Below are 23020 nucleotides of genomic sequence, written 5' to 3' on the forward strand. Positions count from 1 at the left end.
AATGAAGGTGTTATAAATTATCTTTTAATTGAATGGTTTGTTGCAAAAACTGGAGATATTTCTGAGGCTTAAATCAGCAAGCTAAATCGCTCTCATATCCTCATTTTTTGATTTATCACGACGTAACCTAAAATTCAATTGCTTCAAAGTGAGTTATGAAGCCACATCAGCTCTACCAATGTTTAAATATTAGCCAATAAGCTCATTTACAGAGTGTCGTTTTTAAAGGTCAGTGGTTGGATACAGTTGTTTTAGCCGTCCTCAGAACTGAGTGAGAGGTGTTAAAAAAGGTTAAGGTTTGAGTGTTATGGAACAAATAATATCTATGGATGTATTTATTAGACGTTTGAAAGTTTCAGGTGTTTTTAAGTTTCTTAGTGTCGTTGAGCGAAGTAGAGTAAACCTCTCATAAAATATGCTTTGAGAAAAGAAAGTAGTCGGTCTTGAAAAAGCAATTTTATATTAAAAAATCAATTAATTAGTGGAATTTATAACTCAGAAAAGTTTGAAGTCTGCCATCAAGTGTCTTGGTTTTCATCAATTGTAGACTGATACTGAAAAATATAAAAAAAATAAAAGGCACTATACGCCAGTTATCAAAAAGTCAATGGCGGCGATAATCTCATTCCTAAACATATTTAGGTCTTCGACAGGTGTAGTAAGTATTTTAGTTGGCACACTAACCATTTGATGAGTAAGAATCACAAAGTCACTCCCATCAATATTAATCATGGGGCAAAGATGACTTGGGGCTTTTCTCTCTAGTAGCTCCAAAGGAGTTAAGGGGATAACCAAGCGTGTATTCATTGAAACCAGTAATTCACTTTGAACATCAACAAAAAACGGGTAGGCTCTTGCAGTGTTCTTATCGTTATTTTTATATAGTGTAAATTGTGACATTAGAATACTCGGTATGAATCAAAAAAAGAGTCCATTTAAGTCGTTAAGCTATTACAAGCTTCAACAACTTCACTACTTTTTATAACCCTTGCTGTTTGAATTAACATTTATGTATTGATTAGGTGTCATATGCCCCTTATAAGCAACTTTGCACCTATTTGTGGTGTGCGCTGAGTATAGTTAAAACTTAGACATATAACAATTGTTAAAGTACAAGAGCGGCCTGCAAGAATAGCGTTCAAAGGGGTATCTTGGTCGTTTGGTAGGCATCCTTAACCAACCTAGTATACTAGAATATGCTAGGTTGATTACATAAGCTGTCCTTAAGTTATTGAATCTAAATCTTAAAAAGTCAGTAGTGCTTACCGATTTTTTAATTATATACTTGAAATTAAAAGTTCTTATTTTGTGAGATTTATTATTTTTCTAACAAAGTATCCTTTGTTATTTTAAGTTTTTCATGTGTTAGCTATAACGACATTTCATCTTTTAACTACTAGATTAAAGCCACTAAACTATCCTCAAATTTTTTGATTGCTTATATCAAATTCGCCATGGCTCAAGTGTGGTTTTGGGTTGGTTTTGTTTATAATGATACTTAAATCATTATTGAGGTGCCTATGTTAATTTTAAAAAAAAGAATAATTTATACACTATTAATAATAACGAATACTCTTAACATTGCTTTGGCAAATGAAGAGCAATTAAGAGCTCGAGATTTAGGTATCGCACCTGGTATTATGCCAGTCGGTAAGTACAACTCGATTACTGACGTTAAAGGTGTTCGTGTTGGGCATTTTACCCTCAATAAAGGGGAGTCAATACGAACCGGAGCAACGACAATTTTTCCTCATAACGGCAATATTTTCCGAGAAAAAGTTCCAGCTGCAATGGTTATCGGTAATGGATTTGGCAAGATGATGGGCTATAACCAAGTTTCAGAACTGGGAGAAATAGAAACACCTATTATTTTAACAAATACTTTGAGTATTGGTAATGCTGCAAACGCACTTACACAATGGACTTTAGAACAAAAAGGAAATGAAGAAGTACTTTCTGTAAATCCCGTCGTTGGAGAAACTAATGACGGCAAACTCAATGATATAAGAGGTCAACATTTAACCGTTGAAATGTTTAAAAAAGCTTTGGGTAACGCTAGAGGTGGTGCTGTAATTGAGGGAAGCATTGGTGCTGGGATGGGGACTTCCGCCTTTGGTTGGAAAGGAGGGATTGGAACTTCTTCAAGAGTTTTACCCAAATCTTTGGGTGGGTATACCGTTGGTGTATTAGTCCAAACGAACTTCGGAGGTGTTCTCCAAATGGATGGTATTCCAGTTGGGAAAAAATTGAATAAATACTACTTGAGGAATCATATAAATAACGATGATGCAGATGGTTCTTGTATGATTGTGATCGCCACAGATGCACCTTTATCAGACCGCAATTTAGAGAGAGTTGGTGAAAGAGCCATGACTGGTTTAGGCCGTACAGGATCATCTATGAGCAATGGTAGTGGGGATTTTGCTATTGCATTTTCAGTTTCGGAAAAAGTAAGAAGAACAAGAGATAAAAGGAACCAAATAGAGTCAAATTTTTCCGAAGTTCCAAACAATGAAATGTCACCTCTTTTCCAAGCAACTATTGAGGCTACCGAAGAAGCAATATATAACTCTCTTCTAATGGCCACCTCAGTAACAAGTAGAAGCACTATAACTGGTGAATTAGTTACTATTCCTAAACTACCCATAGATGAAGTGAAAGAACTGGTTCTCTCAAGGGAATCGAGTAAAAATTAAACATTCTATTTAGATAACGGTGTTAAATTCTCTAGAGGTAGTCCTTTGGCTGCCTCTAAATTACCCCACCAATCTATTGGAATGCCATTTTTAGGAATGAAAGGCTGGATAATGTACGTAGACTATGAACCGAACAATGGCATTATGACTATTGATTTTATTGGTTACCTTATTAAACGTACAATCAATGAACCAGCTGCACGCATGGGTTCAATATTAAAACTTAATACCGTTGCATTGGCTGGCGAGAAGTAACGTTCGACTTCACTTCCAAAACCATCATATTGAATAGCCAAAAGTTGCTTGCCTTCTACTGCTTGCAGCATGGTCACTTGGGGTATAACGAATCCACCTTGGTTAGCGCTGATATTGATAATTTCATTGCCTTCAAGGCAAGGTTTTACTGGTTTGGGTTGGCCTTTAACGATGTTCTGGTGTTTAAGAATATTGAAAACGCCTTCGGTAGTGCGATGTATCAAGTCGTTTGATATGTATCTCCCTTGGCCAATTTCCACAGTAATACAATCGACATCATGACTTTGCCAAGTGGTTTCTAGTACCCCTTGTTCACCGGGATCGTTCAAAATAACATCAGGGTTTAGCCAACGAGCCATATCCTTAGACAGGGGACGACGAAAATCAGCGAAGACATAAAGTGGATAAACAGCGCCGCTAGTCTGAGTATGCAAATCAATCGCGAGGTCCGCGTTAGGTTGTAGGAGATTTTTCCATAAAACGCTAAGATAGCGGTGTGCCTCTTTTCCTTTATCATTGCCAGGAAAACAACGATTTAGGTTCGCTCGCACTAAATCAGAATCGGGTGAGACAAAATCACGACTATGATTGAGCATGCCGGTCAGATTGATTGTTGGAACCACGGTAACGGTGCCTGATAACGGCTCGCCAATAAGCTGCCTTGCAATAGATTGCGCAGCTAACACGCCATTATATTCATCACCATGGACACCTGCAGTAATCATGACTTTTTTACCCGGTGATGCTCCTTTAAAAACCCACACTGGTGTATGTTGCCATTGACCAATAGCGTTGGTCGCAATACGAAACCAGAATTTATATTCGCCAGCAGGTAAGTCAGAGACATCAAGATATTGAAGGACTGGGTGGCTTTGAAGAGTATCACTTAAAATCGTGGTTGGCATCGGCGAGCAACTCCCAAATGAGAGATTTGAACTATCTCTTGGGTTAAGTTTTTACCCATACTCAAGCACGTTGAAGCGCTTGAGTATAGAGCTGAGAGGTAAAAATATTTTATCGTTTTAAAATTGATTTTATACATACTAAACATAAGTTTAGATGAAAATCCTACGCAGTGGAAGCATGAGTTTTTCTGTATAAACAACTAGCTTCTTGGTCGACACATCAGTCTAAAAGAGACGTCAATTCCTCAATTAAGACATTGACATCTTCTTCGGTGATATCATTATGCGTAACGAAGCGAATTGGGTTAGCGGGCGAAATGGTGATGCCTTTTTGTTTTAGCTTTTCAGCAATTGCGTGAATGTCGATTTTTGCATCAAGCTTTGCAAAGACAATATTGGTCTGAACATGGTTAGGGTTTGCAGTGAAGCCCGGAAGTTTTGCCAACCCCTCGGCAAGAAACTGAGCATTAGTGTGGTCAACTTTTAACTGCTCTGTTTGATCGGTTAATGCGAGTTTACCTGCTGCTGCTAAAATACCGGCTTGGCGCATGCCACCACCGACCATTTTTCGTAATCGACGTGCCTTAGCAATAAACGCTTTGTCACCAAGAAGTAAAGAGCCGATAGGCGCACACAAGCCTTTAGAAAGACAAATTGTCATAGAATCAAAGTATTGGCCGATTTCCTTGACGGGTACATCTAAAGCAGCAGCAGCATTAAAGACGCGTGCGCCATCTAAATGCAATTTCAAGCCATGTTTATTAACGAAATCTCGTGCGTCAGACAAGTAGGAAAGCGGCAAGACTTTACCATTAATGGTATTTTCCAAGCTTAAGAGCCGAGTTCTGGCAAAGTGAGAATCATCAGGTTTAACTGCGGCTTCAAGTTTATCAAACGGTAGAGTACCATCGGGGTTATTTTCGATGGGTTGTGGTTGGATTGACCCTAACACCGCAGCACCACCAGCCTCGTATTTATAGTTGTGTGCCTGTTGGCCGCAAAGGTATTCATCACCACGATCACAATGGGCCATCAATCCGAGCAAGTTTGCTTGTGTACCTGATGTCGTAAATAGAGCCGCTTCAAACCCTGCTAATTCGGCCGCGAATGCTTCCAGTTCATTTACGGTTGGGTCATCGCCATAGACATCGTCTCCTACTGCTGCGTTATACATAGCCTCACGCATTGCTTTAGTGGGCTTAGTTACGGTATCGGATCGAAAATCCATAATTTCTCCTAGTTTGAAATGTGCTGTAAAAAATTTATATACAGCCACAAAGGCTTGCTTTACTTAAACACGCGATAGTTTTTGCATCTGTAAGCTTATCTTCAATGATATACTGTTCAAGTTCGGTTTTAGATAAAGTGATGACTTCGATGACTTCGTCTTCATCACATTGGTAACGTGCCGTTTTTGTTAAATTCTTAGCCACGTATAAGTATTGAATTTCATCACAAAAGCCTGCTAAAGGAGTGACTTGGCCTAGTGGAATAAAGCTTGTCGCACTGTACCCAGTTTCTTCTTCAAGTTCTCTTTGTGCACAGCTAAGCGGATCTTCCCCAATTTCTCGAGTTCCAGCTGGCAATTCTAATAGCCATTTATTTAAAGACGGTCGGAATTGGTTAACTAAAACAATTTTTCCCTCTTCAGTGATAGGTAAAATGACAGCAGCACCGGGATGTTGGATCATGGTATGGGTTATCTTTCGACCGTTTGGGAGTACCATATCTTCTTCTTTTAAAGAAATTTGTTTCCATGTGTGAATGGTTCTGCTCATCCTGATGGCTTTCCTAGTTTCGTTACTTGTGTATACGCTAATAAACTTAATATCATAGGATCACTGGAGCTTGCGTACAAGATAATATAAATCCAGAATGCTTCGAACTGTTTTGTCCTAAATGGTTTATTTCTGATAGATTCAAAAATTTTTAGCAAGTTGAAATTCAAAAAGCAAAGTTATTTTGATCTATAGCGAATCTATTGAGGTGTCAAACTATATAATCTTTCATTAATACATTCAGTGTTTTGTCTCACTATAAATGAAAACTATGGTTTCTACAGGCATTGTTGTGAAAGGCATCTGGTATAAAAGAATATCACAAAAATTATACTTGTAACAAAGTTGTAACAAATGTATAAATTTAAAGATATAATGTGCGTCTCATTTCTGGAGCTTTCATGATTCAACCCAACCTTGCCTCAAATGCTGATAAAGCTCTACTTTCTGAACGCATCAATAAACTTGCTAACGCGTTGACCGATGGCGTTTATGAACGTGAGCATACGATTAAATTATGTTTACTTGCAGCTCTGGCAGGAGAAAGTGTGTTCTTGCTTGGTCCTCCGGGTATTGCAAAAAGCTTAATTGCCAAAAGATTGATTCAAGCGTTTGATAACAGCAGCTACTTCGAGTATTTGATGACACGTTTCTCCACGCCGGAAGAAGTGTTCGGTCCGTTAAGTATTCAGGAGCTGAAAGACAATGGTCGTTATGTTCGTTTAACACAAGGCTATTTACCTACCGCTCAAGTCGTCTTTTTAGATGAGATCTGGAAAGCAGGGCCCGCAATACTCAATACGTTACTCACGGTCGTCAACGAAAAAACCTTTAAAAATGGCAGTGATATCGAACGAGTACCCATGCGACTGCTGATTTCAGCTTCGAATGAATTGCCCGATGAAGACAGCGGTTTAGACGCACTTTATGACCGTATGCTGGTGCGAGTTTTTGTCAATCGAATACAGGATAAACAGAACTTTAAATCTATGTTAACGGTTGGGACACCCCAAGAGGTAAAAATTCCACAAGGTCTGGTGGTCACGGATGAAGAATATCATGCTTGGCAACAACAGCTAGAAGCCCTTACATTGCCTGATGGGGTGTTTGAGAAATTATTCTTACTTAAAGAAATGCTCGAAAATAAAGTGGAAGCCGAGTTTGGTGACCCCATTTTAAATGATATGTACGTTTCTGACCGACGCTGGAAGAAAGCACTTAAGTTGCTCAAAGCAAGCGCATTCTTTAATGGTCGTGACGAAATCAACCCGTTAGATATCTTGCTATTACAAGACTGCTTATGGAATAGCCCCGAGTCTCGTGATGTTGTACGTAGTGTTATTGAAGAATTTGCTTTAAATCACGCTTTTGACCAGCAGGATGCCTCACGAGAGATTGAAGAATGCCGAGAAGCACTGTCCGAAATCCAACATGCCCTAGAAGCTCATTACCAAATGACCTTGAATATGGAAGTAGCAACCGGCATTTTGCGCAAAGAAACAATGAGCTTTGATACTTCTTCCGCTAAAAAGTACCAAGTTGGCTCGGCTAAAAATTTAGTTAAGCTGGTGATGTTACAGAGCAACATGTCGGTGTCAGAGTCTGAAAAAGGTGATAGCCGTTGGGTGTACGTAGCGAAAGATGAACTGGAACGAATCATTAAAGAAGGTCAGGGTGACGTCTACGGTTATGTAAACCAAAACACCAGTTTATGTCGTTTGCGTTTTGATGTTGACGCGGACAACAATTTTGTTATTCGAGACATTGCTAATCGCGCTATTTTGGTCAGTTTGGTGACCAAGCAAGGATTCGACACGGGTTTGCACCAACAGTGGCTAACAACGTGTGAAGATGTTATCCGCCAACTCAATGATGCAGAGCACCACATCCGCAAAGTAAAGGCCAATTTTCACGGAGCTTTGCCACACAGCTTTGTTGATCCTGAACTGCCGCGATTGATGGAGTCAAGTTTGCAGCAAGTTACTCAACAGCTAGACTCCATTCAAGGGGAGAATGAAAAAATCATTCAACGCTTTAAAAACTTACCGCAGTTTTTTTCTTAAGGAGAGGGGATGTTAGGAGCAGATGGTCTGAATTTAGCCTTGATGATAGCAGACTCCGGGATCATTGATGGAGCAGTCAATGATTTGTTAGCCCGCTCACAAGTCATGGTCGTGGCCGAGAACCGAGGAATGAAAACATCGGTTAAGAATCACCTTTTAAAATGGCGCGGTCAAGTTAAGAAACGCATTACTAAAGTATGTGAAACAGAGCGCTTTCAGCAAGAGTTAGCCTTGTATCAAAAGGTTATTTACTGGGACGAAGAGACTTTTTTCGAACAGATTGATGATGTGATTAGAAAGTTGGAATGGCATTCTGCTTTTTACATGCAGGCTCGCAGGATGTTAGAAAAAAACAAAGGGGTTCATAACCCGATGTTTCCGCATTACTTTTGTGATCAATGGTATCAAAGCTTAGTCGATGCCATTAAACAGGCTCAAATCTCTGAACTCGAAGAAAATAAAGAAAAAGTATTGCACGATCTTTATCAGCGTATGGAAACCATGCGTAATATGGATAAAGTAACAGAATCCGGTGATGAGGAAAGTGTGGGGCGCTTATGGGATATGGCTTCGGCAAAACTGAGTAAAACTGACCTAACTGTGATGAAGCGTCATGCTGAATTTCTCAACAAACATCAAGGTTTAAAAGACATTGCCGACCAATTAGGTCGAATGGCGGGGCAAGTGGATGATCCGTCACTCAATCGAGCACCTAACGAGGAGCTCAAGATGGTTGAGGAAAAAAGTGATGAAGCGACCGATGACATTGTCGGGATTCACGAAAGCGACGATCTCAACAAATTACTGCCTAATGAGACCATGTTTCTTGCTTATCCAGAACTCGAAGTGGTTTTTTATAAGCATTTAGTTGATAAAAGACTAATGAACTACCGGACTCAGGGAAAGTCTCGTAAGCTGCGTAAAGTTAAGGCGTATTGTCCTGACAATAAGGCTGTCGACATTGAAAAAGGGCCTTTTATTGTTTGTGTTGATGCTTCGGGGTCGATGAGTGGCTTTCCTGAACAATGTGCGAAAGCTATGGCGTATGCATTAATGCAGATTGCTTTAGCTGAGCAACGAGACTGTTACGTTATTATCTTTTCCACCGAGCACATTACCTACGAACTGACCCGCCAAGATGGCCTACGAGAAGCGGCAGATTTTCTTTCATACAGTTTTCATGGTGGAACAGACCTTGAGCCGACTTTAATGAAATCGATCGATTTAATGAGTCACGACAAATACAAGAATGCGGATATGGTTGTGATCTCTGACTTTATTGCACCAAAACAGCAGGATGATTTATTGGCTCAAATCTCAGCACTCAAAGCCAAAAAAAACCGTTTTCATGCGATCAGTTTATCCAAATACGGTAATCCTGAGTTGATGTCGATGTTTGATCATACTTGGTCTTACCATCCTAGCCTTGCTGGGCGTCTTTTCAATTTAAAATAAGTCGACAAATTAAGTCGATTCAGACCACATTTGTTCTTAGCTTACTCTGTTATCGTATCCCCAAGACCGTTACGTAAATGCTTTGGAGCGAGCTGGGTATTTCTCAGTTTGATTAAATAAGGAAGATGAATGGCATGAATCGTAAGCAAAAGTTACTTATAGATGAGTTTCGAGCCATCGTTGGTCGTGCCCACGTTCTTAGCGAAGAGACAAGCACGAAATACTATCGAAGTGGTTTTCGTTCTGGAAGTGGCTGCGCTTTAGCTGTGGTATTCCCACAAACGCTTGTTGAGCAATGGAAAGTGATCGAGCTGTGTGTGGAAAACCAATGCGTTATTATTATGCAAGCAGCTAAAACGGGCTTGACCGAAGGCTCTGCCCCAAGTGGTGATGACTATGATCGTGATGTTATTATCATCAATATTACCCATATCGACCGTATTCATTTGATCGATGGCGGTAAGCAAGTTATATGTATGCCGGGTGCGCGATTACATCGATTGGAAAAGGTACTCAAAGAAGTGAGTCGGGCACCACATTCTGTGATTGGTTCGTCTTCGTTGGGTGCCACCGTGGTTGGCGGCATTGCAAATAACTCTGGTGGTGCTTTAGTCAAACGTGGCCCTGCTTATACTGAACTCGCGATTTATGCTCAGGTAGACAAAGAGGGCAAACTTCATTTGGTTAACCATCTTGGTATCGAAGGATTGGGTTCAACGCCAGAGGAGATTTTGAAAAACCTAGATGAAGGAAATTTCTCCCCACAAAATGTCATTTTCGATCAGAGGATGGCATCAGATAAGGAATATCAACAACGAGTCAGAGAGGTTAATGCCGATACCCCTGCACGTTTTAATGCCGATGAGCGACGTCTATTTGAAGCTAGTGGTTGTGCTGGAAAGTTGGGCGTATTTGCGGTTCGAGTGGACAGTTATCCGTTACCAAATACAGAGCAAGTCTTTTACCTCGGCACAAATGATCCTGCTAAGCTGAGTAAACTCAGGCAAGTCATGCTTTCTGAGTTTACTCAGCTCCCCGAAATGGCAGAATACCTGCACCGTGATATTTTTAATTTAGCTGAAAAATACGGCAAAGATACTTTTCTTTCTATCAATATTTTGGGTACAGATAATCTGCCAAAACTGTTTTCGTTAAAAGCTCGCGTAGAAAACGTCCTCGATCGCATTCCTTTAGCTAATAAAAATTGGCCCGATAAAGCCATGTATTACGCCAGCTTCTTGTTCCCATCGCATTTACCACAGCGTATGCTGGACTATCGGGACAGATATGAACACCACCTTATCTTAAAAATGAGTGATACTGGTATCGCTGAAGCAACAGAGTATCTGAAGCGTTGCTGGCTGGATGATCCCGATTGTGGCTTTTTTCAATGCACGCCAGAAGAGGGGACAAAGGCCTTTCTTCATCGTTTTGCAGCAGCAGGTGCTGCAATTAAATACGAAACCATCCATGGAAATGAAGTCGAAGATATCATTGCGCTTGATATTGCTCTGAGACGTAATGATGAGAATTGGGTGGAAACTCTGCCAGAAGAAGTCCGTAAGCATCTAGTGAAGTCGCTTTACTACGGACATTTCATGTGTCACGTCTTTCACCAAGATTACATTTTTGCAAAGGGTACGGACACGCATCGGATGAAAATGCTAATGCTAGAGCATTTGACTCGCCGAGGAGCAAAATACCCAGCTGAGCATAATGTGGGTCATTTATACGAAGCAGAAACCAAGTTAAGAGAATTTTATTATCAACTTGATCCAACCAATACTTTTAACCCTGGTATCGGTAAAATGGATCGTTATCGACGTCATTGCCTGTGTTGTGCAGAAGGGCATTGATGAATCGGATTAGGAGATGGAACTTTTATGCCTATATAGTCTGAATATTATTTATTCGGACTGACTGGAATGTGATCGTAAAGGCTGGTTTTTAACCGCATGAATGAAAAAGATAAAATTTGTTGTTGACCAGAAAAATTAATCCGTTAAAGTAAGCTTCGTTCTCACGGCAAAGGCCGATGAGAGGTGGTGTTACCATCGCATGATTGCGTTGCCCTGGTGGTGGAATTGGTAGACACAAGGGATTTAAAATCCCTCGGCGTTCGCGCTGTGCCGGTTCAAGTCCGGCCCGGGGCACCATCTTACTCGTTTTTACCCGGCTAAGGTAAAGTGATGAATCCAGAGTTGTACTCTATAAAAACAGATTAAGGCGCCTTGGCAGAGTGGCTATGCAGCGGATTGCAAATCCGTGGACCTCGGTTCGACTCCGGGAGGCGCCTCCATTTATTCCTAAATTCAGAGCTAGAGGAATAAGATTTAATATATTAGTAATATTAAAGCTCAAGATTTTACAATATCGATTAATCGGTATTATGATGGTGTTCTACATTTTCAATAATGTGCATCGCAACAAGAATTGCGTGCCCTGGTGGTGGAATTGGTAGACACAAGGGATTTAAAATCCCTCGACGTACGCGTTGTGCCGGTTCAAGTCCGGCCCGGGGCACCATCTAATTCATTTCAAATGTTCTGATTTTGATGTAAAAATCAAAGGCGCCTTGGCAGAGTGGCTATGCAGCGGATTGCAAATCCGTGGACCTCGGTTCGACTCCGGGAGGCGCCTCCATTTTATTAAAGCCCAAACCGATTAGGTTAGGGCTTTTTGTTATTTTAAGTGTAAATTTGAATTAAGTACCCAATCCAATGTTATTGTCTTAACATCTTGTTCTAACGGCTATTCAACGCTTATTTACTTATCCTAAATAATCTATTTGACTATTTAGGATAAGCATCTATATTTCCAGTGGATTTAGTTTAACTTATTGTAATTATTTACTTTTATGTCAGATTCATAGTTATACCCAAGTAACCACGCTCTGAATCAAGTGTCTTGAGGTTACTTAGGTATATAAGCTCTGTTGTCGGATGTACTAGAAAGTAACAGACACAGCAGGTTATTAATCAAAAACGTCAAGTCATGGAATGAAGGACGATTTATGGAAATCTTATTTAAAGTCATTGGGTATTTTTTATTATGGACATTATATTCATATTTTTATCATTTGCTTGCTCATGTACGCTCGAAATATAATCTCCTGCAATACATCCATCTCAAGCATCATGCTTATAAGTATGATGAGAGTATCTGGCCACCATGGAATGAGTACTTCTTTTGGTTTGGTGATCTTCGTTCATCAATGGATGTGTATCTTGCCTTTACTTTACCATTGATGATTTTGACCATATTTGATCCCATTCCAGGGGTGATTTTGCTTGTATTTCACTACTTTTACGAATTATTTCTTAGCCGTAATGTACTGGATCATAACCCTAAAATTACCGGTAAGATCACTCGTTTCATGTCTATTGGCTCATTTCATTTAAAACATCACTCTAACGTTCGATGCAACTTTTCATTCTTCATTACTTTTTGGGACTACTTATTTAGAACAGATGAAAAATCAGTAAAGGAAAAACGACGTAATCAAAGATTGAAATCAATGAAAATATCATAAAACTTTTATTGATATACATGAATTGATTGTACTTTAAATAAAAGTGGCATAGGGTATGGGCAACGTTTATTACTCGAAAAAAAGCATGAATTCAGATCATCAGCATAATGTGGCTATCTTAGTCGATGTCCAAAATGTCTATTATACTTGCCGTGAGGCATATAAGCGTCATTTTGATTACAATCAGTTTTGGTACCTAGCAACACAAACGGTTAATGTTTCAGCGGCTCGTGCCTATGCGATTTCAAGTAAAGATGTAAAGCAACGACAGTTTCATCATATCCTACGTGGGATAGGATTTGAGGTTATTCTGAAACCTTATATACAAAGGGGTGATGGAAGTTCCAAAGGAGATTGGGACGTCGGAATTGCTCTTGATGCAATCGAATTAGCTGCGGATGTCGATGAAATTATTCTGGTCTCTGGAGATGGTGATTTTTGTCTCCTTGTTGAACGAATTCAGAATCGTTTTAAGAAAAAAGTCACGGTTTACGGTGTACCTAAACTCACCGCTCAAGCTCTAGTAGATTGTGCAGACACCTTTGTTGCCATAAATGAGGACTTTTTATTATAGTGATTATGGCGGTTAAAGTTTTCCATCAAAAATTTTAATGTTAGCACTAGTATAGTTGTCTTTTTTGTAATCAAATCTGTATGACTCAGATGAAAACCTTTAACTTTTGCAACATAGTGTGAGTTCTTCTAGATATACGTTACTTTTTGTTAATAAATATCATGAAAATTGATTTGAATCAGTTTTGACTTTTTTGATTCCTATAGGTTTAAGTTTTACCTTAATGACAACCCATAGAATCGAATGATGAAACTTAGTGACTTTTCAGTTAGAAACAAATTACTGCTCTTGGTTATCTTCTCAGCTTCACTTTTACTCGCAGCTTGTTTGTATAACCTTAATGAGCAAAGAAAAAATTCACTTAGCGAAAGAGAAGCGAAACTGAGAGCTCAAGTAGAAGTAGCAACAAGTTTAATCAACTACTACTATCAGCAGCGTGCTGTGTTAGGGACAAGTGATGCAAAGCAAAGTGCTCTGGAAGCGCTTCGCTCAATTAGATACGATATCAATAACTACTTCTGGGTACTGACACCTGAATTAAAGATCTTACTTCATCCGCGTAAACCTGCCTTGGAAGGAACGGATGCCAGCCAAATACAAGATGGTGCAGGAAAACAACATTGGCGTCAAATGGCCAATATTGCCAATACAAAACAATCCGGTTTTCTTGATTACAAATGGAAAAGCCCAAAAGGTGAGCTCAAAGAGAAAATTTCTTACATTAATTTATTCCCTGAATGGCAATGGATTGTAGGCTCTGGGCTTTTTGTTGCAGATATCGAAGAAGCTTTAATTACTGATATTATCAAAGAATCAGTTGTTGCTTTCAGTTTGATTTTTGCATTGGCGATTTTGGGATACTTTATTTCCAATAATATTGTTGGTTTTTTAAACCAATTATGTATTTTTACTGGTAAAGTTGCGAATGGGGATCTTACCGTTCGTCAACATACTGAGCGTAAGGATGAATTGGGCGAGGTCAGCCGTGAGCTCGATCGTATGTTAAATAAGTTACAATCAACCCTTCAAGCCGCCCATGATTCTGCATTACAATCTTCGGTCATGGCACAAAATATTGCACAAGCCAGTGAAGAATCAGCAAGTAGCGTTCATAATCAACATGCACAGCTTGAACAACTGTCTACATCAATGACAGAGATGAGTACAACGATTTCTGATGTGGCCAGTAACGCTGAAAATACGTCACACAGTACTTCTTTAGTAACATCACATGCTGAAAAAAGTGGTCAAGATATGCATGAGACTGCACGAACCATTGCTGAAGTTTCTCAAGACATTGCCACTGCTGATCAGATGGTGTCTGAATTACAAGCTGGTGTGAATGAAATTAGGGCGGTCGTTAGTGTGATTCGAGATGTCTCCGAGCAAACTAATCTTTTAGCTTTGAATGCTGCTATTGAGGCTGCTCGAGCAGGAGAGCAGGGGCGAGGCTTTGCTGTCGTTGCTGATGAAGTACGTAACCTTGCAAGCCGAACACAAAAATCCACCGATGAGGTTCAAAAAACTATAGACTCGTTGATAGAGCAAACTGAACGAACAGTGAAAGCAATGGAGAGGAGTAACCTTAAAGTTGAAGTCAGTGTTGAGATATCCCGTTCAACAAAATCTCAATTAGAGAGTATGGTTTCAGAATTGCTTCACTCTAATGATATGGTGGCGCAAATAGCAGCAGCTTCTGAGCAACAGGGCCTTGTCGCCCATGAAATGAGCCAAAATGTTTCAACCATTCATCTTGCCGCAAATGAAGTTAAACAAACTTCGCAAAGACTAGCCGAAGAAAGTCAGCATTTAGCCGCTACCTCTGAAATACTGCATGACCAGTTAAAATATTTCAAAGTTTGAGTATTGGTCACTAAAGTGAACTATTTGTTATATCCGGAAAAAACAATTTTTCTCTCTTTCTAAAATATGCACTACGCTTGAGTATACCATTGAAAATGAATAATTTTTCTATTTATGCTGATGTTGAAGACCAACTCACGTTTAATATGTGAATGCATATTTCAATGGCCTTAAACTCAAAAAACCATACTGAAGGTAGTTTAGATGGAAAACTTTAAACATTTACCAGAACCTTTCCGCATTCGTGTTATAGAACCGGTGAAAAGAACAACCCAAACCTATCGAGAAGAAGCAATCATAAAAGCAGGCATGAATCCATTTTTATTGTCGAGTGATGATGTTTTTATCGACCTTCTTACCGATAGTGGGACAGGAGCAGTCACGCAAGAAATGCAAGCTGCCATGTTACGAGGAGATGAGGCATACAGCGGTAGTCGAAGTTATCGTACTTTAGCGGATGCTGTCCTGGATATATTTGGTTATGAGTTCACCATACCGACACATCAAGGCCGTGGTGCTGAGCAAATTTATATTCCAGTACTGATAGCCATGAGAGAAAAAGAAAAAGGTTTGGATCGTAGCAAAATGGTCGCGATTTCAAACTACTTCTTTGATACTACACAAGGTCACACGCAACTTAACTGCTGTGTAGCAACCAATGTTTATTCAGAACGAGCCTTTGATACTTCTATTAATGAAGACTTTAAAGGTAATTTTGATCTAGATAAACTTGAACAAGTGATTCGAGAGGCTGGTGCAAACAATGTCCCATATATTGTTAGTACGATCACTAATAATTCGGCAGGAGGTCAACCAGTCTCTATCGCCAATCTTAAAGCAGTTTATAAGATCGCGAAGAAATATGACATTCCAGTGATCATGGATTCTGCAAGGTTTGCTGAAAATGCTTATTTTATTCAGCTGCGAGAGCCAGGATTTAAACATTGGAGCATTAAAGACATTACTCAGGAATGCTTTCGATATGCCGACATTTTGGCAATGTCAGCAAAAAAGGATGCGATGGTGCCAATGGGGGGATTGCTCTGTTTTAAAGATGACACGTATAAAGAAGTATTCCATGAATGCCAGACCTTATGTGTGGTACAAGAAGGTTTTCCTACTTATGGTGGATTAGAAGGAGGAGCAATGGAGAGGTTAGCCGTTGGTCTTTATGATGGTATGCGTCAAGAATGGTTAGCTTATCGTATTTCTCAGGTAGCGTATTTGGTGGAAGGACTTGAGGATTTGGGTATTATTTGTCAGCAAGCTGGCGGCCATGCAGCTTTTGTTGATGCAGGTAAATTACTGCCGCATATACCACCAGAACAATTCCCTGCTCATGCTCTAGCGTGTGAGTTATATAAAGTGGCAGGCATAAGGGCTCCAGAAATCGGTTCTCTGCTACTTGGCCGAGACCCAAAGACAGGCCTACAATTGACTTGTCCTGCTGAGTTTCTGCGTCTGACATTGCCAAGAGCAACTTATACCCAAACTCATATGGATTATGTGATTGAGGCCTTTGAAAAAGTGAAGCTAAATGCTCACAGGATCAAAGGGTTGACTTTCACTTATGAACCACCACTGCTAAGACATTTCACTGCACGTTTGAAAGAAGTCGAAGCCCCTTACGACTTGTCAAGCCAGGTGATTACCTCAGAAGTCGTATTGATTTAAATAGGGCTTCATAAGTTGTCGAAATTGAGGCTAGTTAATATTAATAAAGTAAAATCTTACCTTTAAACACTAAATCCGATAATGGTTACCTATTATCGGATTTTTAATCACTTAGTTGGAAGTCTTTTTATTAAAGGACAAAAATAGACATGTTATTATAAAAATAATATCAATATTCTTGTATTTATTTTCAAAAAGCTTACTGTTTTTTATTAAAACTAAATAATTTATTAAATGATGACTTGATTTTTAAAAAAACAATGCCTTATTATCATGGTTAGACTTAAAGTTTTATTGAAATAGTCCTGTGAATTTGAATTTATTTCATGTGCTGAATTGGACTTATTTTATCAGTATTTTTGAGTGTATTTTTTATTATAATAGATTTTTTAGTTAAAAGGCTAGGTTTTATAGTATTTTTGCCTAATTTGATTGTTATTTAGAAGGTTTGGGTATTCTAAATTAGTTTATTTTGAATAAATTAAACTTAAATTAGCAATTAGTGTTTCATTGAGAGTTTATCTGGATTTTATTTATTTTTACTTTTAAATATTCCTATTTGGTTATTAAATTATATCGTTCATTTATAGTTGTGATGATGTGTTTTAATTTAAAGAACATTCATTATGATTTTAAATTTCACGGTCTAATGATTTACCTTATTTTACGAATGTAAGGTATTAGTTAGGAATCTGGTTTAATTTTAATTAGGATAACGATTATGGTTAATAAACAACGCTTTGTTATTTTGCCTGCTATTGCCCTATCACTTTTGGCTTCAAGTACGGCATTTGCTTCAGGTCCTCCTGGTGGCGACCCATATTTTAAAGGTTTGCAACTTCACCGTATTTCTTCAGGGCAATTTTTTGCTAATGGAAGAATGACGACAGAAGTAAGCATTGGTTTTGAGAATAAACCAGGTTACACAGCCTTTCTTTCATCTGCTAAATTTTATTTAGAGAACACAAATAAATCTATTTATGATTACGGATGGTTCTCAACGGGAGATGATAATGGTTTTTCCCATAGTATTTCCCAGATTAAAGCTTTTAAAAAAGGACCAAAAAGTAATCAGCCTAACAATTGGACTTCCTATTATATTGGTGCTCAAAAAAATCACGAAGATACATTGGAAGTTTGTGTAGAGGGCAGTTTCATAGTTTTTAAAGCTGGTGATGATGGCAAATATGATATAGAAGATTACGATTATAGATTTAGTTCTTGTAATAGAACTTGGGCCGACTCAACGGTACATCTACAAGCTGTAACACCTCGTTACTTAACAGAAGAAAATTTCTATTTTACTCAAGTTGATGAACATGATGACACGGGTATTACGAAGGTGTCATATAATCAGTTATTTAAACAGAATAACACTCCTGATATTGTTAAAATTGAACCAGATGATTATGCAAGCTGGGATATTAACTGGGATGAGTCAAAACTTGGTCTAGATGATGGACGCTCTATCATGACGCATTATAAATGGAATGATAAAGATTTAAGTTATGCTGGTACATGGTGGATGTCTGATCATAGGTATGATTATCAATATGCAAAGCGTGTAGATGGCATTACAGGTGTACTAGCAAAAGACAGTGTTCCTAAAGTATCTTCAGAAAACTATTTAGGAACTTTCTTAAATGTACAATTGGCGAAAGGTGCATTTATAGACTTCGGTCGGACATGTACGATGGCCGGTTTAAATTGGGATTATTATAATTGTGTTGATAACGAAACAGGCGAGTTCTTTGAACATAAACTTATAGGCGTGCCTTCTATTCATAATAAAGAGAAAACTATATTTACGTTTACTGATATTTATGGAACAGAAAGTGAAGTTACTATTAGCTATGATAATAACTTTGATGTTCAGCTAAGAAAGTAATTCTGTAAATAAATCCTAAAAAATTGGGAATAACTGGCTTTCAGGTTATTCCCATTTCTAGTTGAACTTTAAAAGGTAATTCAATGAGCGACTCTACTATAACATCAAATGCTACAAACTTCTCTGACCCAATACAAACAGGCGTCGATCCAAGAACTGGAATTTACTCGATGAGTATTCATTTAGGTGACTTTTTATCTTATAAAGGCTCAGGTTTAGGAATTACGCTTTCATTATCACATAATCCCTCCAGTAATAGGGATGAAGGGTTTGGCCGTGGTTGGACTCTTCCTATGAGTCAATATGATAAAGATAAAGATGTATTAGCGCTATCAACAGGACAATCGTTTCAGTTGGAATGGTCTGATGGCAGCGATGAAGCAACGATTCCATATCGTAAGTTAAAAGATATTCGAGTATTTTGGATTTCACAAACTGATGAAATACAAGTTGTCTATAAAGATGGTCGTCAAGACTTAATCCGTGCTGAAGATGGCTGTCTAGCTCGTTCAATTTCACCTAGTGGACTAGAAGTTTTTTATGATTACGAATATGGTGAAACAAGTTATGATTATAAAAGATTGTGGAAAATTTACGACAACTGTGGCCGAAGAGTTGAGATAGATTGGTGGACAGACGACTGGGTAACAACAGTATCACATTATTTAGACGAAAAGCTTGAGTACCAAATAACTTTAGAAAAAGAGGGGAATGGTGCATATAAAAAGCGTTTAAGGTGGATAAATTTCCCTGAGATAGATAGTGTTACAGAAATTAGCTATGACTGGATAGAGGAATGTGCTTATGATGTTATTAATAGTGTTGAACATTCAAGTGGACTTTTTGAAGAGTTAACTTATTTCAAATCAGGGCACCAATTACCACAAGGAGCTCCTATTAACAGTATTCCATATGTTAAAGTTTATACTGTTGATGGTGGGAGTGATTCTAAGCCGCAAGTGACAGAGTATGACTATTCTGCTAAGAATTATCTTGGCTATGGCGGAGAGTTAAAGTGGGTAGAAGGTGAAGATACTTTATTCAAGGCTGAAAGTAGTTATTATTATACCACAACAGAGACAATTAATGGCTCTAAAGTAGTGACTCGAGAATATAATAAGTACCACTTACTTAACAAAGCCATTTATACCGATAATGACGTTCTCTATCGCCAAGATGACTTTGTATATTTTGCTGACTTAGATAAGCGAATTGAGGATCAACCAGCTACTTATAGTCTGTTGAAATCTCAAACGACAACACATCATTTTAATGGTCAGAGCAAAGCTTATACAAAAAATTATGACTACGATGATTACGCTAATTTATTATTAGAGACTGAAGTAGATGGCTCAAGCGTTGTAAATTCTTATTATTTAGCTTCCGGAGAGAGCAACTCTTGTCCTGCACATCCATATGGTATGGTTGCAATGCTTAAAAGTCAGTCGTTCATACCGACTAAGAGTTCAGGAAAATACAGTGCCAGAACCAGCTCTTTTACTTATGATAAGCTTCAATGCCTCGGAGGGGACGAAAGTCGCTATTTCCTTCTTATATCTACTCAGAGTGATCCTAATGAGTCTACTGAATTTCAGTATTATACAGACGATGGCTGTCCAGAGAAATATGGACGATTAAAAGCTAAATATGAAACATTTAATGATCATACATTCACCACAAATTACGCTTATGAGTATGAAGCTGATGGTTTAAAAAAGATAGCTTCAGTGATCACTCATGATGACTTCACTGTGTCGGAGTCTGAAAAAGTAGACTACCTTTTTGGTAAAACAGTTGAGCATATTGATAGTGATAATATTATAAGTTTTTTTGAATACGACTCTCTTGGTAGAAAAAAATCGTCTCGTACCGCTGTCGGAACGAACTATGAGGCAACACAGTCATATCAATATTTCGTTGGCAAAAATGAGAACCGTACATTAGTTACCGATGCTAAAGGTAATATATTCAGGACAGATTTTAATAATGCAGGAAAAGTGATCGCTGAATGGCAGACTATTTCTTTCAATGGTACTAAGCAAGTACAACCATTATTCAAAAAAATAAGATCTACTCAATATAACAACTTTGGAATGGCTTCATCTCAAACGGAGTTTGATTATTATCAGGATGATGAAGGTGAAGAGGTGACTAAGTCACTTACAACTATATATCAATATGATGTAAATGGTGAAATATCAAAAATTATTCATCAAGATGGTAGGCAAGAATTTGTTACTCAAGACCCCGTCAAATTACAGACTATTTACTGCCATAGAGATAAAAATCATCAAAATTTAATTACAGAAATAACACATTTTGATTTATCAGGTCAAAGCATCTACAAAGAAACGCAAGACATGAATGATATTGTGTTATCAAAAACTGATTACACCTACGATGGTTATGGGAATTTAACCACAGTTACTGATACCGATGGTAATGTTATTGAGTATCAATATGACTCCTTAGATAGACTTTTTGAAACGAGACGATATATTGATGGCAAGGTTATCAAGGAAAATGTGGAATTTCATGACTTTTCTGTAGAAAGTATTCCAAGCCGTATTTATGTTGATGACCACCTTCAAGGTGAACAAGAGTTTGACGGCTTACTTCGTTTGCAAAGTACCTCTAGCACAAATTCAGGAAATACATATTACCGTTATACTGGCTCAAGCCGAATGCCGGATAATTACACATCGGCAAATAATGATATAGTGAGTTTTGAAAATAATCATTATATCAATGCTCCTCAGACGGTTAAAGTTGAAGGAAACTCCGCTTTAAGCAGCCTTTATACTTATGATGAACAAACAGGTTTGCCATTATCAAATCAAAATGCATCAGGTATTCGTAATGTCAACCGTGACAGTTATGGGAGAGTGACCCATGAAACAACAAATATTGATGGGCAACAAAGAACAGCAACTTTCCGTTACTCTATGCTTGGAAAACTGCTAAAGAAAGTTGATTATTTTGGAAATACTACCATCTATGATTATGATGACCAATCTCGACTGTGCACTATCACTGAAATAGTATCGAGTGTTCTTACGGTGACAACAATACTCTATGATACGTTCAGTCGAGCTTATTCATACGAGACTAAAAGAAATAATGAGATAGCAAAAATTTGCTTACAGTTTAATTCTGTAGGGTTAGAAAAAGAAAGAAAGGCTTTTTTCAATAATGAACTTGTTTATGTCATAGGACAGCACTTCAATACTCGTCTGATGCTACGTGAACGCACTTTTGAACAAAATGGAACCAAAACAGTTGAAACATTTGACTATGATGATCTGGGACGTTTAAAGAAATACCAAGCTGTCGGTCCAAATTCACCGACGGATTCATACGGAAATATCATTCGCAGTCAAAGTTTTATTCATGATGTCTACGGCAATATAAAGTCCACAACTCTTTTGTTTAATGATAATCGAGAAAATACTTCAACGTTTACATATTCACCATCCAGTCCACAAAAGTTAGATCGATTGACAAATACTCATAGCGATTATCCTGCATCGGTTAGTTTTAGCTATGATGATGCAGGTAATCTATTAAATGATGAGCTTGGAAGAACTTTCTCCTATAACGAATTGAACCAAATGTCTTCTGTATCAGAAAATGGCAACATCTTATCAAGTTATCGCTATGATGCAGGAAGTCGGTTAATTTCACAAAATGTAGAAGAAGGGGTGGTGTCTCTATTTTATCTTAATGGTGAGTTAAGTAATGAGTTTATTAATGGTGCTCACAGCAGCTTTAACTACGTAGGCCCTGGTTTATCAACTCGTACGGTTACTTCATCGAAAGACAAGCTCCATCAATTTATTTTTGGGAATAGTCAAGAGAGTGTTTTGCAAACTCACACAAGTTGTGACGGTGAAAGCCGAGAGGTGACTTCACGTAAATATACACCATACGGAGAAGGATAAATGATAAAAAATCACCATAAGGCAGTAGGTTTTAATCACTCAAGAAGGCGTTTTCTAAAAAGTTCCGCGGTTACTGGGGCTGCTTCTGTCTCAATGTTACCAGGGCAAGGTTTAGCTCGTAGTTTGCATGCTTCATCTAGCGCATCATTAAAGAATAATCCACTGGGTTTCAATGGTGAGAGACAAGATCCAGTAACAGGGTGCTATCACCTTGGGCAAGGTTATCGACAATATAATCCTCGCTTAATGCGTTTTCATACTTACGATTCGATGAGTCCATTTGGGCGTGGTGGCACGCATGGTTACGCTTACTGTCTTGGTGATCCTGTAAATAGACGTGATCCAAGTGGACATTTTGCATTACTCAGTTTACTTATCGGAGCCATCATAGGTGCC

The 23020-nt window shown here is 38.4% G+C and carries 15 protein-coding genes and 4 tRNA genes; 15 read left to right on the plus strand and 4 right to left on the minus strand.

All coding sequences use genetic code 11. The annotated features are described in order from the left end of the window. Positions 1-582: 582 nt before the first annotated feature. Positions 583-900, minus strand: coding sequence for a CcdB family protein (locus VSA01S_RS05665; protein WP_039982326.1), 318 nt, complete (start codon positions 898-900; stop codon positions 583-585). Between the two features lie 620 nt (positions 901-1520). On the opposite strand from VSA01S_RS05665, the gene VSA01S_RS05670 reads away from it, so the two are divergent. Further along, a complete protein-coding gene (locus tag VSA01S_RS05670; RefSeq protein WP_039982324.1) occupies positions 1521-2696 on the plus strand; it encodes a DmpA family aminopeptidase in 1176 nt (391 codons plus the stop codon). Positions 2697-2860: 164 nt separating this feature from the next. Here VSA01S_RS05670 and VSA01S_RS05675 read toward each other — a convergent pair whose 3' ends face one another. From VSA01S_RS05675 to VSA01S_RS05685, 3 genes are all read right to left on the minus strand, one after another. Continuing rightward, the gene (locus VSA01S_RS05675; RefSeq protein WP_039982322.1) at positions 2861-3856 is read right to left on the minus strand and encodes a succinylglutamate desuccinylase/aspartoacylase family protein; all 996 of its coding nucleotides are present in this window, start codon (positions 3854-3856) and stop codon (positions 2861-2863) included. A 220-nt stretch (positions 3857-4076) separates the two neighbouring features. Further along, positions 4077-5084: a low-specificity L-threonine aldolase gene (gene ltaE / locus VSA01S_RS05680; RefSeq protein WP_039982320.1), complete on the minus strand. Its 1008-nt coding sequence runs from the start codon at positions 5082-5084 to the stop codon at positions 4077-4079. A gap of 34 nt (positions 5085-5118) precedes the next feature. Next, positions 5119-5634: an NUDIX hydrolase gene (locus VSA01S_RS05685; protein WP_039982318.1), complete on the minus strand. Its 516-nt coding sequence runs from the start codon at positions 5632-5634 to the stop codon at positions 5119-5121. 401 nt (positions 5635-6035) lie between these two features. Here VSA01S_RS05685 and VSA01S_RS05690 point away from each other — a divergent pair, with 401 nt between their 5' ends. From VSA01S_RS05690 to VSA01S_RS05755, 14 genes are all read left to right on the plus strand, one after another. Further along, positions 6036-7697 (plus strand): ATPase RavA domain-containing protein, encoded by a 1662-nt coding sequence (locus VSA01S_RS05690; protein WP_039982316.1) that lies wholly within the window; start codon positions 6036-6038, stop codon positions 7695-7697. Positions 7698-7706: 9 nt separating this feature from the next. After that, positions 7707-9152 carry an ATPase RavA stimulator ViaA gene (gene viaA, locus VSA01S_RS05695; RefSeq protein WP_039982314.1) on the plus strand — a complete coding sequence of 482 codons (1446 nt, stop codon included), beginning with the start codon at positions 7707-7709 and terminating at the stop codon, positions 9150-9152. A gap of 134 nt (positions 9153-9286) precedes the next feature. Then, complete coding sequence (dld, locus tag VSA01S_RS05700) at positions 9287-11008, plus strand: D-lactate dehydrogenase (protein WP_039982312.1); 1722 nt, start codon at positions 9287-9289, stop codon at positions 11006-11008. 213 nt (positions 11009-11221) lie between these two features. After that, positions 11222-11308, plus strand: a tRNA-Leu gene (locus VSA01S_RS05705). A 69-nt stretch (positions 11309-11377) separates the two neighbouring features. Beyond that, positions 11378-11451 (plus strand) — tRNA-Cys (locus tag VSA01S_RS05710). Between the two features lie 140 nt (positions 11452-11591). After that, positions 11592-11678, plus strand: a tRNA-Leu gene (locus tag VSA01S_RS05715). Between the two features lie 43 nt (positions 11679-11721). Further along, positions 11722-11795: transfer RNA gene (locus VSA01S_RS05720), tRNA-Cys, on the plus strand. 370 nt (positions 11796-12165) lie between these two features. Further along, the gene (locus VSA01S_RS05725; protein WP_039983093.1) at positions 12166-12684 is read left to right on the plus strand and encodes a sterol desaturase family protein; all 519 of its coding nucleotides are present in this window, start codon (positions 12166-12168) and stop codon (positions 12682-12684) included. An 85-nt stretch (positions 12685-12769) separates the two neighbouring features. Next, positions 12770-13258, plus strand: a complete 489-nt coding sequence (locus tag VSA01S_RS05730; protein ID WP_039983097.1) for a LabA-like NYN domain-containing protein — start codon at positions 12770-12772, stop codon at positions 13256-13258. Between the two features lie 246 nt (positions 13259-13504). Further along, positions 13505-15121 (plus strand): methyl-accepting chemotaxis protein, encoded by a 1617-nt coding sequence (locus VSA01S_RS05735; protein ID WP_039983094.1) that lies wholly within the window; start codon positions 13505-13507, stop codon positions 15119-15121. 204 nt (positions 15122-15325) lie between these two features. Then, entirely contained in the window at positions 15326-16795 is a 1470-nt protein-coding gene (gene tnaA / locus VSA01S_RS05740) for a tryptophanase (RefSeq protein ID WP_039983095.1), read from the plus strand. A gap of 721 nt (positions 16796-17516) precedes the next feature. Continuing rightward, positions 17517-18683, plus strand: coding sequence for a hypothetical protein (locus VSA01S_RS05745; protein WP_039983514.1), 1167 nt, complete (start codon positions 17517-17519; stop codon positions 18681-18683). An 83-nt stretch (positions 18684-18766) separates the two neighbouring features. Next, a complete protein-coding gene (locus VSA01S_RS05750) occupies positions 18767-22624 on the plus strand; it encodes an RHS repeat domain-containing protein (RefSeq protein ID WP_039983513.1) in 3858 nt (1285 codons plus the stop codon). Next, on the plus strand, positions 22625-23020 hold a 396-nt coding region (locus tag VSA01S_RS05755), incomplete at its 3' end, for an RHS repeat-associated core domain-containing protein (RefSeq protein ID WP_147052676.1).

Source organism: Vibrio sagamiensis NBRC 104589, from assembly GCF_007990935.1.
GTDB classification, from domain to species: domain Bacteria; phylum Pseudomonadota; class Gammaproteobacteria; order Enterobacterales; family Vibrionaceae; genus Vibrio; species Vibrio sagamiensis.